Raw genomic sequence first — 16,743 nt, 5'->3', positions numbered from 1 at the left:
ATTGTTTGGAATTTTGGACTAATTACAAAAGAGAGAGGAGACATCATGAATTTACTTCAAAAAAAGTCAATTACTCACTTGTTAAGTCAAAAGAAAACATTGCAGAAAACACTAGGTGCCTATGATTTAATATTGCTTGGTATCGGAGCTATTGTTGGGATCGGTATTCTTGTGTTGACAGGTGTCGCAGCAGCAAATGATGCAGGTCCTTCGATTATCTTTTCGTTTATGCTGGCAGCCTTGGTTTGTGGATTTGTTGCATTTTGTTATGCAGAAATCGCTTCGACTCTTCCTGTTTCCGGAGGTGTCTATACGTACGCGTATGTGACAATAGGGGAAGTAGTTGCGTTTTTAATAGGTTGGACCCAACTATTAATATATGTTTTGTCCGCTGCAGCAGTGGCAAATGGATGGTCTGCGTATTTACAATCATTGTTAGATGGATTCCATTTGCATATCCCGAAAATGATAAGTGCAGTACCTCAGCAAGGCGGAATGGTGAACTTGCCGGCAATCTGCATTATTTTACTTATGACTTGGGTGCTGTCAAAAGGTGTGAAAGAAAGTAAGAAAGTGAATAATACGATGGTAGCCATCAAATTATTTGTCATTTTATTATTTATTATCGTTGGAATATTCTACGTTCAACCGGAAAATTGGGATCCATTCATGCCTTTTGGGTGGGAAGGGGTTCTCGCAGGTACTGCTACTGTTTTCTTTGCCTATTTAGGATTTGATGCGGTTGCAACTGCGGCAGAAGAAGTAAAAAAACCGCACCGTGATTTGCCAATCGGTATTATAGTTTCTTTAGTTGTGTGCACTCTTTTATACGTTATTGTTTGCTTAGTCCTTACAGGAATGGTTCCATATCATTTATTAAATGTTTCCGACGCGATGGCATTTGCGCTTCATGCAGTCGGACAAAATTTTGCTGCAGGAGTTATATCAGTTGGCGCCATTGTTGGTATTACAACCGTTATATTTGTTTATCTTTACGCAACCGTACGCGTTCTGTTCTCTATTAGCCGTGATCGCCTACTGCCAAAACCATTCTCAGTCGTTCATTCACACACTCAAGCACCTGTTTTTTCGACATGGATTGCAGGATTTACAGGAGCAGTAATTGCTGGATTTATTGATTTGAGAGCATTGGCCAATTTAGTCAATATTGGTGCATTATTAACATTCGTGATGGTTGCCTTATCCGTTATTATACTGCGCAAAACACATCCAAATCTGCAAAGAGGATTTAGGGCACCGCTAGTTCCATATCTTCCAATTTTCACAATTGCGTGTAGTATCTTTTTAATGACCCGCCTTGCCCTTGAAGCGTGGTTGTATTTCGGCATTTGGATGATAATTGGTTTAAGTATTTATTTTATCTATCGAACAAAGCGAATAAAGAATTCATACCAAGAGGAAGCGCATATGCTGAAAAAAGTAAATTAGAAAAGCAGAATAGTTCTGATACAAAAATCTCTGAAACTTGGAGATACTGCTACTAAACGATTTAAAAAGATTTTAAAATACAGACGAAAAGCTCGGTAATTAATTTTTACCGAGCTTTTTGCCTATAATTTAATGGCTTTGATAATTATGATTATTTACACCTAACTTAATAAAGCATTTAACGGAGCGTTTTAGATTTGTTTTAGAAACATTTTTTTTTCTCGCCAGTAGATGAATAACAGAAAGATAGTTACGACATTGTAAAGTAAAAACATTATTAATGATGCGATAAATGCCCAGTGCTAAATTGAAGATAAAACGTCTGTTTAAAATTAGGAATACTCAAGATGATTGAGAATAAAAAGATGATAATTGGCAGGATAAGACCAAGCCACATTTTATGGGATTTAACCAATATTTTTTGAATGAAACAAATAGGGATAATGAAAACGACTCCTACAATTACTAAAGTAGGAATTGAATAAATATTACTAAACATAAGAAAAAGCACCTCCTTCTCTTCATTTATATTGTTCAATTAACATGACTTAATGGCTCGTAAGTAGAGGAATGTTAAAATCTTAATATTGATACGTTGTTATGAGTGATAAGTTTCATTAATTGGATAATCAGTATGTAGGCTCCGTTTGAAACTTTTTAGATGTTCATTTTTCCCGGGATTTTTTTGAGAAGTACCCCTCTCAACCGGTTAAAACAAATTAAATATTGTCAATTATGTGAACATGGAATTCATGGCTATTCATAAAATAATTACATTTCGTTGATGATGTAGGAAAAAGGATTTGTGATAAATGATCAATAAAAGTAAAATCGTCCCTAATAAATCCATAAATTCTGCAAATTTAATTTATACAATCATAATTACATCTGCTTTGTAATACATCCAAAGGCATAAACCATTCGTCAATACAACTTGTTTTCAAAGTTTTAAAGTTTAAATGATAAAATATGTCATTCAGAGAAGTTTTTTTCCCTCGAAATAAATGAAGGAGAAATCATAAAAATACCTTTTCGACTTTGAAGTTAATGGGTTGGTAAGGAAGGGACAAAAGTGAGAAAAATTTCGTTTAAACTAGGACTATTATTTTTTGTATTCGTATTAGGAATAGAAACGGTTTTATTTTCGTCATTATATGTTACTCTCGTTCATTCTAGAATTGACGAGGAATTTACCCAATTGTTGGCAAGAGGGAATAATCATCGCGATGTGTTAGAAAAAAGTTATGATCCTTCTACGTTAGAACATGTCACGATGATGGAGTCTGAAGCGGAGACGGACGTCGTTATTACCAATGAGAAGGGAAAAATCTTGTATTTTTCTGACAATATTTTACCATTTGCTAAAAAAATAATTAAAAACACCAATAAAAACATCCCCTATGATGGAGTGATTGTGCAAAAAAATTGGCAAAAAGAGTCGCATATTTCGACAGTAAGCCCTATTCGTATGGACGGAAAGATAATAGGATATGTCTATATGTTTAAAAATACGGATTCTATTCAAAACATGATTTATAAGTTAAAGCATCATTTCATTATGGTGGGAATTCTTTCTGTATGTTTAACCATTATTACGATTGCTCTATTATCAAGATTCATTACCATCCCTCTTATTCGTATGAAAATGGCAACCGAAAAATTGAGTAAAGGTGATTTTTCTGTTCGTTTGCAAGTAAAAGGGGAGGACGAATTGGCGGAATTAGGGAAAGCCATTCAAACATTGGCGAGGGATTTAGAGTACTTAAAAAAAGAAAGAAACGAATTTCTTGCCAGTATTTCCCATGAGCTTCGTACCCCTCTTACATATGTAAAAGGATATGCGGATATAGCTAGGAGACCCAACATTGAGGAAGAAGAGAGAAATCGATATTTATCCATTATCTATGAAGAAGCCGAGCATATGCAAAAATTGGTGAAGGATCTTTTTGAATTAGCAAAAATGGATCAACATTCATTTCAAATCCATAAGGAACCTGCTAATTTATGTTCTTTCTTTAAAAAATTGTATGACAAAATGCATCCTGCGTTTCAAGTTAAAAAAATGTCTCTTGTATATCAATGCGATGAAAACATTACCGTCCATATAGACCAAAAACGGTTTGAGCAAGTCATGATCAATTTGTTAGACAATGCTTTAAAATATTCAGATCAAGGTACTACTGTCTCTATTGATGTAAAAGCGGAGAAAAAGAAAATGATGATGATTGTTTCAGACGAAGGCGGAGGGATCCCTGAAGAGGATTTACCGTATATTTTTGAACGGTTTTACCGAGTGGATAAATCAAGATCAAGAAACAGAGGCGGAACAGGATTGGGACTAGCCATCGCCAAGGAAATTGTGGAAGCGCACGGAGGATCGATTTACGCCGTAAGTGATTATGGAAAAGGAACAAACATTATCATTACATTGCCGGAGGGATGATCATGTACACAATTTTACTCGTTGACGATGAAAAACGAATGTTAGATTTACTTGAACTTTATCTCTCTCCGAAAGGATTTCAATGTGTTAAGTGTGAGACTGGTTTTGTAGCGATACAGTACTTAGAAAACACCAAAGCGGATTTAGTTTTGCTGGACATCATGATGCCGGAAATGGATGGTTGGGAAACATGTCAACGAATTAGAGAAATGTCTGATGTACCTATTATCATGGTGACTGCAAGAGATGAAACAATGGATATTGTGAAAGGGCTTAAATTAGGGGCTGATGACTATATCACTAAACCATTTAACGAATCCGAGCTGCTTGCTCGAATTGAAGCTGTACTGCGCCGTTCAGTTGGAAAACAATCAAGAATTGAGTTTCAAGGTTTAGTGTGGGATGAAGATCAGCACACCGTCCAATATAAAAACCATGCTATTTGTTTTACTCCTAAAGAGTTTGCTGTATTAGGCCTTTTTATGAAAAATTTAAACAGGGTGTTTAGCAGAGAACAAATCATTGTGTCTCTTTGGGGCTATAACGCAAATACAGAAGAGCGTACGATCGACTCTCATGTAAAAAATATTAGAGAAAAGCTGAGACAAGCTGGTTTTCCGATCGATCGATTTCTGCAAACCGTTTGGGGGGTTGGGTATAAATGGGAGGCGTAAGGTGAGAAGAAGATGAAAGAGCAAATTATTACACTACTCAACACATATGAAAATGTTGCTTTCCTCATTAGTATCTTTATAAATATTATGATCAGTATTTTAGGAATAGTTCCAAGCGTATTTCTAACCGCTGCTAATTTGGCTGTGTTCGGGTTTTGGAAAGGCACCTTCATATCTTTTGTCGGGGAAGCAATAGGAGCCATTATTTCTTTTATGTTATATTGTAAAGGATTTAGGAAACTTTCTGAAACAAAGTTGTTTTCTCATCCGAAAGTCAAACGTTTGCTTGAAGCAAAAGGTTTAGAAGCTTTTTTTCTTGTTCTATCATTGCGGCTTCTTCCTTTTGTTCCATCAGGAGTCGTTACCTTTGTTGCAGCAATTGGAAAAATCCCTTTTCTTATTTTTGTGATTGCTAGTTCCATAGGGAAGATACCTGCCTTACTTTTAGAAGCCTATTCGGTTTATCATTTGATGAATTGGACATGGCAAGGTAAAGTGATTTCTACACTTCTGTCTGTCTTTTTATTCATATTTACTTGGAAGAAAATCAATCAAAATTATAAGAGCAAGATAACGACATGAAGTAACAGAAAAATTCCCCTCCAAAGAAAACTTGGAGGGGAATTAACGTTATTCTGGTTTATTTGTTATGTCATTCGGGTCGGGCTTATAGTCCGTCTTGTAATCTTTATATATTACTTCTGTAACCATTCCGGCAGAAGCATGGTGCAATTCATGGCAATGGAACATCCAGTTTCCTGGATTATCCGCCTTAAATGCGACGACATATTCTTCTCCCGGTTCTACATTTAAGGAATCCTTTATTAATGGAGAGCCTGAAATCGGCTTCCCGTTTTTGCTCAATACTTGGAAGAAGTGCCCGTGTAAATGCATCGGGTGCTCATCTTTTGGTGAATTGTTTACTATTCTTACTTTTACTAAATCTCCTGTCTTTACAATTACAGGGGCTGTATCAGGAAATGTTTTACCATTGATCGTGTAGACTATGCTACCTTTGTTCATAGCTGTTCCTAAATCCATTGTGTACTCTACATCATATTTTTGGTCTAACATAAATGGACCTAATTCATGTTTTCCGTAGTTTGTTAAATCTACGATTGGGAGGTCCTCTTTTTCATTTGCCTTGTCTGTCTGGTTTGTTTCGCCTTCATATTGAATTTTCACTTTCATGCCATCGGTACCTTCCATCTCACCGTGACATTCGAATAACCATTCCCCAGGATTATCCGCTGTAAATTCAATATCGTAACGTTCACCCGGAGCTATATTTAGAAGATGATCTTTGATTAGTTGCGGCTCTTTTATCGGTTGCCCGTCTGTTGCTGTAATTTTAAAATCGTGACCATGGAGGTGGAGTTTATGGGACATGTATCCAGCGTTTACAAGGCGAAGTCGAACTTTTTCGCCTTTTTTCACTTTTAAAGGTTCTACAGCGGAGCCACTTTTTCCGTTCAGCGTGAAAATATCATACATACTCATATCATGTTCCATGCTGCTCATATGCATATGGTGGCTATCCGAGTAATTTTCATGTCCCATATGGCTATGATCCACCGTATTCGTATGCATATGTCCTTCATCTGGATTGCTCATCCATTCATCTAACACAAGTGTATACTCACGATCTACTTTTTCCTCATCTTTAGGCTCTACGATGAATGTCCCGTATAACCCTTTGTCTACTTGTTTCGCGCTTTCTTGATGGGAATGATACCAATACGTTCCCGGTACAGTAGCAGTAAATTCATACGTAAAGGTTTCACCTGGTTTAATTGCGTTCATCGTGACACCCGGAACTCCATCTTGACTATTTGGAACAGGATAGCCATGCCAATGGATTGCAACCGGTTCAGGTAATTCATTTTTTAAATGAATTTTTACAGTGTCCCCTTGTTTAATACGGATTTGCGGCCCGGGAACAGATCCGTTGAACGTGTAAACTGGTAGTTTTACATGATCATTTATTTCTAATAATGCTTCCTTCGCAGTAAGATGTATCTCATTGCCGGATAATACTTCTGTATTTGTTGCCAAAGGAATTTGTTCACTGACTTCAGAGGCTTTGGATGTTTTTTCATCCTTTGTATCCATATTTGACATATCGTGTCCTTGCATGGAACTGTTTGAGCAGGCTGCGCCAATAGTCATGACACCCGCTAAAATGGTTCCAACCAATAATTTCTTCATGTATTTCCCTCCATCAAACATGTGATTCAAATGCTAAGATCATCATAAAAAATAAATGTGCAAAATTTATGGAGAAAAGAGTAATATAAAAGCATTTGAAGAAATGACGATTTTTAAAAATGATTTATAATTGAAATGAATGACATTATTGTGTTTATTTGGAGTCATTGACTTATCATAGAAAAAAGGCTAGTAGGTTTCAGGAATTTGTAATTAATGAGGATTCTTATCATGAAGGAAATATTTTTTAGTAGGAGGAAATTAAGATGAATCCAGTCATTGAAACAATTTTACAGCACCGTTCCATTCGAAAATTTGAAGATCGGGGGCTATCCGATGAGCAAATTCGTACTATAGTCAAGTGTGCTCAAGCAGCATCTACGTCCAGTTTTATTCAAGCTTATTCAATTATCGGAGTAAAAAATAAAGAAAAGAAACGGAAGCTCGCTGAGTTAGCTGGAAATCAATCGTATGTAGAGAATAATGGACATTTCTTTGTATTTTGTGCCGATTTACATCGTCACGAGATTGTCGGTGAAATGGAAAATGTCGATTTATCTGCTACATTAGAAAGCACCGAAAAATTTATGGTTGCACTCATTGACACGGCATTGGCCGCGCAAAATGCTGTATTAGCGGCAGAATCCATGGGATTAGGAGCTTGTTATATCGGTGGTTTAAGGAACAATTTACCTGAAGTGTGTGAGCTGTTAAACGTTCCGAAACGAGTGATTCCGTTGTTCGGAATTGCAGTAGGATATCCAGCACAAAATCCTGACAAAAAACCGCGATTACCTTTTCATCACGTCTACCATGAAGAAACATACGAACAAGACCGTTCCAAATTAGAGGATCAACTAAAACATTATAATGATACGATTTCGTCCTATTATGAGAAACGTACGAACGGCAAGCGCCGTGATACATGGACGGGACAAATGGCAAATCTACTTAGTAAACAGGTCAGAATGTATATGAAGGAGTTTGTCGAAAGAAAAGGATTTAATTTAAAGTAGCACATGGAATGCGGATGAATTGAGCAGGCAGAAGAAGAGGATTCTTCTGCCATTTATATTATCACGTTCTACCATCCTTATTCTTAAAATAGTTTTTGTACGAAATGAAAAAAGATTTTGTTATTCTAAAAATATTTATCATTATTTACTGGAGGAATAAATAAATTTTTAGCAGAAGTCCTTATTAACTACCAAAAATTTCCACATAATTAACTTTATAATCTATTAAACATGACTACAATAACACTTTTTTAAAATACCAACAAAAATTCCTATGGAGAACAGTTGATTATGCAAGGAGGTGTTCATATGGATAAAACAACGATTTTTATAAGTTCTGTTGCCCAAGATTCTCTTTCCGCTATACGAAACGATGTATTTAAAGAATTAAAAAATATGGGGCACGAGCCCATTCGCTTTGAAGATAGCATGCGATATATTCATCAAGATGCCATCCGAACTTGTTTAGAATATGTATCAAAAAGTGATATTTTTCTACTATTTATCGCTGATAAAGCAGGAACTTTGCTAGAAGATGAAGGGAAAACGATCACTCATCTTGAGTTTTTACGAGCATATAAAGAAAATAAACATATTATTGTTTATGTTCACGATACGGTTCTAGATACGTATTTCCAAACGATTAGACCTCAAATAAAAAAATCGTTAAAACTGTATTTTAGCAAACACGGTAAAGAGCCGGATTCCATGTTCGATTTTATTAGTGAAAATATAAAAGAGAATTCCCATATTGCCGAAAAATATGTATGGTACTTTCTTTATGATGCAGAACAAAAAGGAATCTATTTCGAGAAATGTTCATTAGGTGTCGAAGTTCTTTCAAACATAAAAAGCTATCTTTCTGCACTATTTAAAGAAAGTCTTCAATACTTTAATATTCGATCGGAAATACAAAAGAGTTTAGAACATGTCGATTTGTACGGGGATTTTTATGAGCTTTCTCTTGAATTCATAAGTTTAATACGTAATGCACAAATTACAAATTGGAGAAGATTACTTGCCCTTTTACGTTCGAAGATGGTCGGATGCAATATTTACACGACAAATACAAAGTACCAGCAAGAGGCGATAGGAGCATTAATGGACTGTAAAGCTGTAACCCTTTACGAAAAAAGAGGTAACATGATGGTTTGCAAAGAATATGATGGATTAACGACGCCTGAAAACTTTTCACTAAGCGATACAAGTTCGTATGTGGTGCAAACATACAATGATCATGAACACAATGAAAAGTTATACTATTCGTTGGAAAAAAGGACATGCTATTTCTTGTTCAAAGTAAAGTCTTATGTATTTTGTTTTCATCTACCGCTGTTAGGGGAATGGGATTATCATAAATTGAAGACTTACCAACACCATATATTTAATGCTATACTTGAATCTAAAGGATATTCTTATTGTTACTTTATAAAAATGTTGTTAGGAGGTCTTTCGAGTGAACAATTATAAAGAAGATGTCATATTAATCGCCTCCGCACCAAATGGATATGGAAAAAAAGTTGTCACTAATCGTCTTAGTCAAATGAAACGCGATCACGCGAACTTACAAAATAAACTTTCCAAAATAAAAAGCTCATTTCACCATACAAATAAGAATGAACATGAAATCTCATAAAAGTGAAAAAAATGAATATAACGGGCACTACATACATCCTTTCACCAGGGATGTTTTTTTATTAGTACGAGAGAGGTAGACGAAGGATTTTTTTAGAAGATATTCCTTCATATTCTACTAACAATAACAAGAGACACGAACAGCAAAAATAATTCTTGTGTTTTCAGAAATTTCTGAATATAATAAAATCAACATACTAACCGGTTGTTACATAACCATAATTTTCAATTTAATTCTTCCGATTTTTGTTTCTACGGAAATGACTCTTTTTTCTAAATAAGGGATTGAAAACAGTTTGATCTGGGTCACTCGTATTAGGTAGAGGACATCGTTGTTTTACCATTACTCGAACGGGAATTTGTATCGACAGGATGGTTGAGTAACAAGGCATTTCTAGCAGGGTATAAGGATGCAAAGACGTTCCGGGACTCTATTTACTTTTGCAACATACCTAGGGACTGTAATGATTGGCTGGGGATGAGGATTATTAGGAACCGTTGCTATTTTCTTGAATGCATTTCTACATTTTAGGAACTCTTACTTCTGGGATAGCCTACGCTGTAATCCAAAGGTCAAGGGTGTGTTAACGGGAGTAAATACAGTAGTAGGTATCATAACTTTGCTCTTTTTATATTGAACTTTTTTCTAAATGAATAAATTTTATAATTTAACAAACACTTTTTACTGATAGAAACCTTATCTTGAATAGTAGACAAGACATATTGCATCAAGAAAGATATTATTTCAGAAATGGAAGTGTAAAATTCACATGGATTATAACAAGTATAATGATATGCAAGATACGATGAAGAACAAATTCATACCAATGACCTCTTTGACAAGCGGATTGGGACAAGAAGTGCTCCCTGATCTTTATTGTTATACAAATCAGATTGTGAATTTGTGTTTTGTGGGAAACCCTGAAAAAACAAATGAATGGGTCTTAGTGGACACAGGAATGCCTAAATCAGTCGACCATATTCTTGATGCTGTAGAAGAAAGGTTTGGCAAAAAAAGCAAGCCAAAAGTGATTGTCCTCACACACGGCCACTTTGATCATGTGGGGACAGTGGTTGATCTAGTAGAAGAATGGAATGTTCCCGTGTTTGCGCACGAATTAGAATTGCCCTTTTTAACCGGAAAATCTAACTATCCAGAACCTGATGAATCAGTCGAAGGAGGACTCGTGGCAAAAATTTCTCCTTTGTTTCCGAATGAATCGGTCGATTTGGGAAACAACGTAGAGAAGCTTCCTTCTGACGGTAGTGTACCTTACATGCCTGGTTGGCGTTGGATTCATACACCTGGTCATACTCCTGGCCATATATCCTTATTTAGAGATGAGGATCATGCTCTAATTGCAGGAGATGCTTTTGTGACAGTGAGACAAGATTCTCTATTTAAGGTAGTAACTCAAATTCAAGAAATCAGCGGTCCACCAAGATATTTAACTACTGATTGGGATGCGGCATGGGAGTCAGTTAAAAAGCTTGAAGCATTAAAACCTACTGTTGCAGTGACCGGTCATGGTCTGCCAATGTCCGGAAAAGAGCTTTCACAAGGTCTGGAAAAATTAGCGAGAGAATTTGATCGAATTGCAATTCCCGATTATGGGCGATATGTAAATTAAAGACACTAATTCTCATAAGTGTAGGGCGCACTGAAGGTGATGGTGGTAAAACCAATTCCGATATTTTTTAGTAAAGTTTCTTGTTGCCTACTTTGAATAGCTTCTTCAAGTAATTTCCGTAAGTTTTCATCACCTGCATGGTTAAGATAAGTTGATAACCTGCAACAAATCCTTTAGCTGTCAATAGTAAGACCACATTCCAAAAACTTCACCATATTTCATTAGTACGATTTCCACTTAAAATCCCCATAAAAACACTCCTTATCGTTTTTGTAAAATCCAAAGAATTTACTCCTTGAAGAGGAGTTTAGATGTTATATCGTGCCTTAGCTCCTATATCAAGGGAATTACACAATCCAAGTAAAGTATCTGTATCGAAATTTAATTTTATTCATCCTTTCGGGAATGTAATGCCGACTAGATGAATAATGACCAGTGCGATTGCAACCATTAACAAAATTACTTAAGATACCAGCTAATAAGATTAGACTATATTGAATGAACCGACTGGATGCACTCATGATATAGCTCGGAATCACAAAAGATAGAATGGCAGATCTGGCAACTGAAATAATTAAAATATTACTGTCAAGTAATTCCTTAAATATAGAGGGAAAGGAACACTACGGTCTTTGCTTTTCTTTCCTTAACCCATATCAGACAATCAGAAAAATTAACTTCGATTAATTTGTTAATTTCGAGTACTGAGCCATGGCCATCGACGCTCGAGGCCTGGTGGCTCTAAACCATTGAAAGCAAAATATGAAGATAAGAATAACGTCAATGGCGTCGCCACCGTAGTACATTAGCATTCCTCCCATTTCTGCTTGTGCTGTCGGCACGTTATTAGGTGGATGAGCATAGATGTACTTGGATAAGATGCTGTGGCCAGCTAAAGCAATCACCAACACAATTGCACGGTAGACGAAGCTAGACCTATGTGGTGTCGGGTCAATATAAATCATGGACACTGTGAAGAGGTAGCCGGCAAAAAAGACATGTACGTGTATCAATACATGAAGTAGAATATTTTGCTGCATAGCAGCGTACAAATCGGTCGTATAGAGTATCCATAGCCCTCCGACGTTGAGGAAGGATGCGACAATTGGATCACTAAGAATACGAACTGGCCAACTCTTCAGCACACGTGAAAGACGTCGTGCTAGAGTCACATTGAGTGTTCGTAGGACAAGAGTCATAGGTGCACCTAGCACCATAAGGAGTGGAGCAAGCATTCCAAGGAACAAATGTCCGAGCATGTGCGCTGTGAAATCCATATGGGCACGATTCGCTAGGGGGCCGACAACTGCGGTAACCGCGCAGAGAACTCCGAAAACCCAGAAGGCAGTACGATATAGTGGCCATTGTTTGTTGCGGAGACTGGATACAAACACAGCAAGGATATATATAACCAATACAAGTAAAAACGGCAGTGCCAAGAGTAGCTGGGATACTATCCCATCAGCGTGATAAATATGAGTTCCATCGCCGTGATGAATGTGATCATTGATGTTCATTTGAAACAGTCTCTCCCGGTTGTTGTGATCTGCGTCGTGTACGGACAATAAGGATGGTACCAGCTACAATCATGGCAATGGCTATGATATTCCATGTCAAGTCATAGGGGAAAATATTCACATTGTAGCGAATTTGGTGCAACCGCATTAGCTTGTGCTGGATTGTACCGTCGTATAACTGGAATATTCCTGCCCCGAGCAACACCCCTCCCCACCACCTAGTGAGCCACAATGCGTTTCGTCGGAGTAGATCGGCGAACATAAACGAGGACCCGATTGTCGCAAACCAACTAAAAGCGTGAAACAAGCCATCTGAGATTAGTCCAATATCGGACGTGGACTTGTCATAAAAATGATGCCAATGCAGAAGTTGATGAAAAACAGTTTCATCGATAAAGGCGACTAGACCAAGGCCGAATAGGAAGCCCGACCATAGATTACGAACCGAGTATGCAGAGCGAGTTGCATAATTTGAATGATTTTTTAAATTCACGTTCTCAGCAGTCATATGATCCTCCTTCGTGCATATACGCGCCATTCCAACTTGCACCTTCACATCGTTTTTTCCTCCATCTTACCCCAAATAAACAAGTTATAATCAAGATCAGCAGGAACATTGCACCTATAAATAAACAGAACAAAAATTCAATATAATAAAAACGAACAAATTCAACATAGGTAATAGAGGTGTGAGGTAATCTTGAAAAATTTCAGCAATATTTGTTGAATGTGAGAAAAAGTGAAAATCCGGTGAAAGGATATTTACAGTCAGTTGCAGGATTCCTTATATGGTTTGATCAATCCAAGGGTATTGAATTTAGCAAATTCATCACGAAAATGTCCAAGAGTATATTTTATTTTGAAAACGGATAAGGATGCTAAACCCAAGATGATTAAAACTAAATTAAATACTTTAGTTATAGTACAGATAAATCCCGTATTTTTCTTGTCGTGGACGAATGAGAGGAGATAAAGCCACAATGAGCGCATCGTTCTTCTTCTACTTTTGTCTCTACATGACCTAAATAATGAGTTGGAAAAGTTTCTTAATTAACAACTTCAAATTCTGGGAATTCTAGTAACACGGAAAACACGTGAAAACCTCCTATTAATGTTTGTTCGGTAACTAACATTATTACCAGGAATTCAAAAGTGTTTTCCTTTTTTTGTGTTAAAAGAAAGAAGAAAGGGCCAACCTTTAAAGGTTGGCCCTCAGGCTCTAGACAAATAGGGATCAGAATATTATCTGAACCTAATTTTGTCTACAGTCTCAAAGGTTTCTTAAACATAATTCTATATTAGACCCTAATCTCTTCGGTCATCTCTTCTTCTTAGCCCTAATAATCCTGCCAAACCTAGTAAACCAATCCAACCCCAATCATTATCGTCATCAGCATTGTCTGCAACTTGATTATTCATGTCATTATTGTTATTTTGAGCGTAGACATCATCCATCCCAAGAAGCATTACTATCAATGATAAAGCGTAAAATGAATATAGAAATTTTTTTAACATGTTTTTTTCTCCTTTCAATAATTTGTATTAATTTTAATGTGTCCAATTAGTGAACAATTATTACAATTTTACGGGTAGTTGTAACGAAAAAAATATAGAAGTCCATTGAGTTACGGGTCAAATTTTATTCGGTATAAAGTTGCGGTTTATTTGTGCTAAAATTGTGTGTTTTGCGATCACGCAGGGGATGACGGACACGCTTTCGAAAATTTAGCGATAGAGGAAGAATCAAGCACGTTTTATTGAACAGAACCATATTTTAACCATTTCGAAAAATTCAAATGAAAAATGAGGAATTTTGGAGAAGATTACTTTTGGAATTTGAGAGATGAAGAAAGAGGTATTTGGATGAAATAAAGAAAAGTATTTGCTGTATTAATCTCTGCTACATTGGCGGCTTACGTACTCTTGAAACCCAGGATATAAATAATAAAAAAGAGCCAACTGTATTGTTGACTCTTGTTTGTATATGTACCGCATCCGGTTTGTATATCAACTTGATGAATAGAGGAATTCCCAGTGTGGCTACGTTTCTGGGGTGAAAAGTCTAAATTATGAGGGTTCAAAAATATTATATATACGTCACACTGACTTAGCCGTTTCCTTCCGGGTGACTTCGTCAATTTTATCTACAAACATTTGGAAAACACGTCTTTTCTCTTCTAAATCACGAATAGATTCTTTCAGTTCTTCATATTTCTCTTCAAATGGTTTATGGTAACGCTGGCGAATCGTTTCAATGATTTCTTCGTTCACTGTCGATTGAATCACTTGCTTTGTAATGCTGTATTTATATGAGTAAACTCTTAACTCTTGTTTGACTTCCTCATATTCTTGGTCAATCTGGTTTAATACTTCAGAAATATCTTCCTTCCATTCTTCAAGGGATTTCTGTATGTACGATTTTTTCATCATTTCATCCATGAAAACACCTTCCCGCCGTATAGATAGGTTATCTCTTCCTCATTTTAACGCAACTTTTTTACACCCCGTTTTCTGAAAAATTACATTGTCTTTTCATTTATGTGATAATGAGCATAGGATTTATAGAGAGGGCTACAGGTTGGGTTGATTTGCAGGAGGAACCCCTGGTATTACCTCACTGAGAAATATCTCGATATCACCTTTCAAGTGTTAGAGGGAATTGTTTTTTCTAACTGCGTTAAGAGAAATTCGTCGTATCTTGTTCAACAAACGGGCGTAAGAATGGCATAACAGGAGTTGTCGATGCGACAGCTTCTATAGCTTCTTGTGCTAACAAAGCATTTAGCTAAAGAACAAAATAAGCGATGAATGCTTTATCATTTAAGGAATAATTTTCGATGAAAAAAACAAAAAATACAAAGGAGCTACTGAAATCTTAAGTTTTTTAGGAAGTTAAGTAGGCATCATCAGATATTCTTAAGACGGTAGATTTTTCAACACTATGTTATGTCTATGAAAGGAGAAGTAACAGTGACAAACCGTAATAATAATCGAAATCAGCCACATACTGGAGGAAGTAAATCAGCCGATACAGAATTTGGCGCAGAGTTTGTACAAAGTAATAAAGCCAGGAAAAAAGCGGAAAGAGAAAGAAAAAATAATAGCTAATAATAGAAGTTGAGCAAAAACACAAAACACAAGTTATTCCAGAAAAGGGCGCAAGTGCTTAACAAGGGGCTGTTATGGCAGCTCCTTTTCTTATTAGACTAACGATAGTGAATAAAGTAGTGATAAAATAGGGATTAGCACTTTAATAAGGGTGAATTAACATATGGCTAATGAATTTGCTCAACTTGCTGTTTCACCATTGTATATGTTAATGGTTGTTTTGAGTATATTATATTTAATATTTTTAAGAGAAGACAAAGGTTGTATTACGACTTTCGGAAGAATAGCTTCTGGGGTGTATATTCTTATATACCTAATAGCACTGTCTTTATTTATATTTTAATCTTTAAACAGCAAATAGAAGTTACTCAGGAATTCCATAATTTTCTAAAAAAACAAAAAACAAAAGTTAGTGATTACTACTACTGCCAAGTTCAAATATAGGTTTCGCTTTTCATTATTATGCATGTCAGTCACCTTTAAAATTTTGACGAAAAACATCCGAGGTAATGTGGTCCTCGGATTTTTAATATTAGATAAGTTGCTACATTTTCGGTGCACGCTGTTGGCCTTTGTTGTTTCTTGCTCTTTTTTCAGTAGCAAGGTCTTCTGGAGTAGCTTTGAATTCAAGGTTTTTTATACCTTTTTTCGTTTTATCGTCCATTATCATCCCTCCTTGATTACAATCGTAGTTTTTTCTAATCTCGGGAGGGTTATGCAAAGGGGTTGTTTGACTCTGTAGAAAATGATTCCATACATGAACACATTCTTACTTCAATTTTCTACGCGAATAAAAAAAGTGTCCCTAACATTTTTTTACATATAAATCACCTTCTTTATGACGCAAACTACTCATGAGGTGAAAAAAATGCAAGAAAAAGAACCATATATCCAAGGTAGCGTTATTGAGATCAAAGACGAAGGAGAAGAATCAGCGGAAACTTATAAAAATTCTTTATCGCAAGAGTTGGCAGAAGCGATACGGCGGGAAAAAGAGAAAAATGATTAAGTGAAGTTTCATGAAAAACCTCTTCAGGAACGTGCTGAAGAGGTTTTTACGTT

Annotated in this window: 15 protein-coding genes and 1 pseudogene; 10 read left to right on the top strand and 6 right to left on the bottom strand. The window is 36.2% G+C overall.

The genetic code is table 11. The features are described 5' to 3' along the window. Nucleotides 1-45: 45 nt before the first annotated feature. From H0Z31_06330 to H0Z31_06315, 4 genes are all read left to right on the top strand, one after another. Nucleotides 46-1,449, top strand: a complete 1,404-nt coding sequence (locus tag H0Z31_06330; protein MBO8177059.1) for an amino acid permease — start codon at nucleotides 46-48, stop codon at nucleotides 1,447-1,449. A gap of 1,072 nt (nucleotides 1,450-2,521) precedes the next feature. Beyond that, nucleotides 2,522-3,892, top strand: coding sequence for a HAMP domain-containing protein (locus H0Z31_06325; protein ID MBO8177058.1), 1,371 nt, complete (start codon nucleotides 2,522-2,524; stop codon nucleotides 3,890-3,892). Between the two features lie 2 nt (nucleotides 3,893-3,894). After that, a complete protein-coding gene (locus H0Z31_06320; protein ID MBO8177057.1) occupies nucleotides 3,895-4,566 on the top strand; it encodes a response regulator transcription factor in 672 nt (223 codons plus the stop codon). A gap of 12 nt (nucleotides 4,567-4,578) precedes the next feature. Next, entirely contained in the window at nucleotides 4,579-5,148 is a 570-nt protein-coding gene (locus tag H0Z31_06315; GenBank protein ID MBO8177056.1) for a TVP38/TMEM64 family protein, read from the top strand. Between the two features lie 48 nt (nucleotides 5,149-5,196). Here the strand turns inward: H0Z31_06315 and H0Z31_06310 are convergent, their stop codons facing one another. Continuing rightward, a complete protein-coding gene (locus tag H0Z31_06310; GenBank protein MBO8177055.1) occupies nucleotides 5,197-6,774 on the bottom strand; it encodes a multicopper oxidase family protein in 1,578 nt (525 codons plus the stop codon). A gap of 266 nt (nucleotides 6,775-7,040) precedes the next feature. Here H0Z31_06310 and nfsA point away from each other — a divergent pair, with 266 nt between their 5' ends. The 4 genes from nfsA to H0Z31_06290 all read left to right on the top strand — a co-directional run bounded on the left by nfsA (nucleotide 7,041) and on the right by H0Z31_06290 (nucleotide 11,056). After that, nucleotides 7,041-7,790, top strand: a complete 750-nt coding sequence (gene nfsA, locus H0Z31_06305; protein ID MBO8177054.1) for an oxygen-insensitive NADPH nitroreductase — start codon at nucleotides 7,041-7,043, stop codon at nucleotides 7,788-7,790. A 309-nt stretch (nucleotides 7,791-8,099) separates the two neighbouring features. Then, nucleotides 8,100-9,260 (top strand): DUF4062 domain-containing protein, encoded by a 1,161-nt coding sequence (locus H0Z31_06300; protein MBO8177053.1) that lies wholly within the window; start codon nucleotides 8,100-8,102, stop codon nucleotides 9,258-9,260. Then, the gene (locus H0Z31_06295; protein ID MBO8177052.1) at nucleotides 9,247-9,426 is read left to right on the top strand and encodes a hypothetical protein; all 180 of its coding nucleotides are present in this window, start codon (nucleotides 9,247-9,249) and stop codon (nucleotides 9,424-9,426) included. Before H0Z31_06300 ends, H0Z31_06295 begins: the two co-directional genes overlap by 14 nt. A 793-nt stretch (nucleotides 9,427-10,219) precedes the next feature. Next, a complete protein-coding gene (locus tag H0Z31_06290; GenBank protein MBO8177051.1) occupies nucleotides 10,220-11,056 on the top strand; it encodes an MBL fold metallo-hydrolase in 837 nt (278 codons plus the stop codon). A gap of 391 nt (nucleotides 11,057-11,447) precedes the next feature. On the opposite strand, the pseudogene H0Z31_06285 reads toward H0Z31_06290, so the two are convergent. The 5 genes and pseudogenes from H0Z31_06285 to H0Z31_06265 form a co-directional block, all read right to left on the bottom strand. Beyond that, nucleotides 11,448-11,664: pseudogene (locus H0Z31_06285) on the bottom strand (spore germination protein). 75 nt (nucleotides 11,665-11,739) lie between these two features. Beyond that, nucleotides 11,740-12,573 (bottom strand): cytochrome c oxidase assembly protein, encoded by an 834-nt coding sequence (locus tag H0Z31_06280; GenBank protein MBO8177050.1) that lies wholly within the window; start codon nucleotides 12,571-12,573, stop codon nucleotides 11,740-11,742. Beyond that, nucleotides 12,560-13,081 (bottom strand): DUF2243 domain-containing protein, encoded by a 522-nt coding sequence (locus H0Z31_06275; protein MBO8177049.1) that lies wholly within the window; start codon nucleotides 13,079-13,081, stop codon nucleotides 12,560-12,562. The genes H0Z31_06280 and H0Z31_06275 overlap by 14 nt, the downstream gene beginning before the upstream one ends. A gap of 797 nt (nucleotides 13,082-13,878) precedes the next feature. Then, a complete protein-coding gene (locus H0Z31_06270; protein MBO8177048.1) occupies nucleotides 13,879-14,088 on the bottom strand; it encodes a WGxxGxxG-CTERM domain-containing protein in 210 nt (69 codons plus the stop codon). Nucleotides 14,089-14,670: 582 nt separating this feature from the next. Further along, a complete protein-coding gene (locus tag H0Z31_06265) occupies nucleotides 14,671-15,012 on the bottom strand; it encodes a hypothetical protein (GenBank protein MBO8177047.1) in 342 nt (113 codons plus the stop codon). A 531-nt stretch (nucleotides 15,013-15,543) separates the two neighbouring features. Between H0Z31_06265 and H0Z31_06260 the strand changes: the two genes are divergently transcribed. Together H0Z31_06260 and H0Z31_06255 are read left to right on the top strand one after the other, a co-directional pair. After that, nucleotides 15,544-15,681, top strand: coding sequence for a hypothetical protein (locus tag H0Z31_06260; protein MBO8177046.1), 138 nt, complete (start codon nucleotides 15,544-15,546; stop codon nucleotides 15,679-15,681). A gap of 868 nt (nucleotides 15,682-16,549) precedes the next feature. After that, nucleotides 16,550-16,690 (top strand): hypothetical protein, encoded by a 141-nt coding sequence (locus H0Z31_06255; protein ID MBO8177045.1) that lies wholly within the window; start codon nucleotides 16,550-16,552, stop codon nucleotides 16,688-16,690. Nucleotides 16,691-16,743: the final 53 nt, after the last annotated feature.

Source organism: Bacillus sp. (in: firmicutes) (assembly GCA_017656295.1).
Lineage (GTDB): Bacteria > Bacillota > Bacilli > Bacillales > JACDOC01 > JACDOC01.
This window is presented reverse-complemented; position numbering and strand designations above follow the sequence as displayed.

What these genes read in the sequence shown, in the direction of transcription:
- H0Z31_06315 (MBO8177056.1), top strand. Translation starts at nt 4,579, where the DNA reads ATGAAAGAGCAAATTATTACACTACTCAACACATATGAAAATGTTGCT.
- H0Z31_06330 (MBO8177059.1), top strand. Translation starts at nt 46, where the DNA reads ATGAATTTACTTCAAAAAAAGTCAATTACTCACTTGTTAAGTCAAAAG.
- H0Z31_06310 (MBO8177055.1), bottom strand. Translation starts at nt 6,774, where the DNA reads ATGAAGAAATTATTGGTTGGAACCATTTTAGCGGGTGTCATGACTATT.
- H0Z31_06255 (MBO8177045.1), top strand. Translation starts at nt 16,550, where the DNA reads ATGCAAGAAAAAGAACCATATATCCAAGGTAGCGTTATTGAGATCAAA.
- nfsA (MBO8177054.1), top strand. Translation starts at nt 7,041, where the DNA reads ATGAATCCAGTCATTGAAACAATTTTACAGCACCGTTCCATTCGAAAA.
- H0Z31_06290 (MBO8177051.1), top strand. Translation starts at nt 10,220, where the DNA reads ATGCAAGATACGATGAAGAACAAATTCATACCAATGACCTCTTTGACA.
- H0Z31_06320 (MBO8177057.1), top strand. Translation starts at nt 3,895, where the DNA reads ATGTACACAATTTTACTCGTTGACGATGAAAAACGAATGTTAGATTTA.
- H0Z31_06265 (MBO8177047.1), bottom strand. Translation starts at nt 15,012, where the DNA reads ATGGATGAAATGATGAAAAAATCGTACATACAGAAATCCCTTGAAGAA.
- H0Z31_06300 (MBO8177053.1), top strand. Translation starts at nt 8,100, where the DNA reads ATGGATAAAACAACGATTTTTATAAGTTCTGTTGCCCAAGATTCTCTT.
- H0Z31_06280 (MBO8177050.1), bottom strand. Translation starts at nt 12,573, where the DNA reads ATGAACATCAATGATCACATTCATCACGGCGATGGAACTCATATTTAT.
- H0Z31_06270 (MBO8177048.1), bottom strand. Translation starts at nt 14,088, where the DNA reads ATGTTAAAAAAATTTCTATATTCATTTTACGCTTTATCATTGATAGTA.
- H0Z31_06275 (MBO8177049.1), bottom strand. Translation starts at nt 13,081, where the DNA reads ATGACTGCTGAGAACGTGAATTTAAAAAATCATTCAAATTATGCAACT.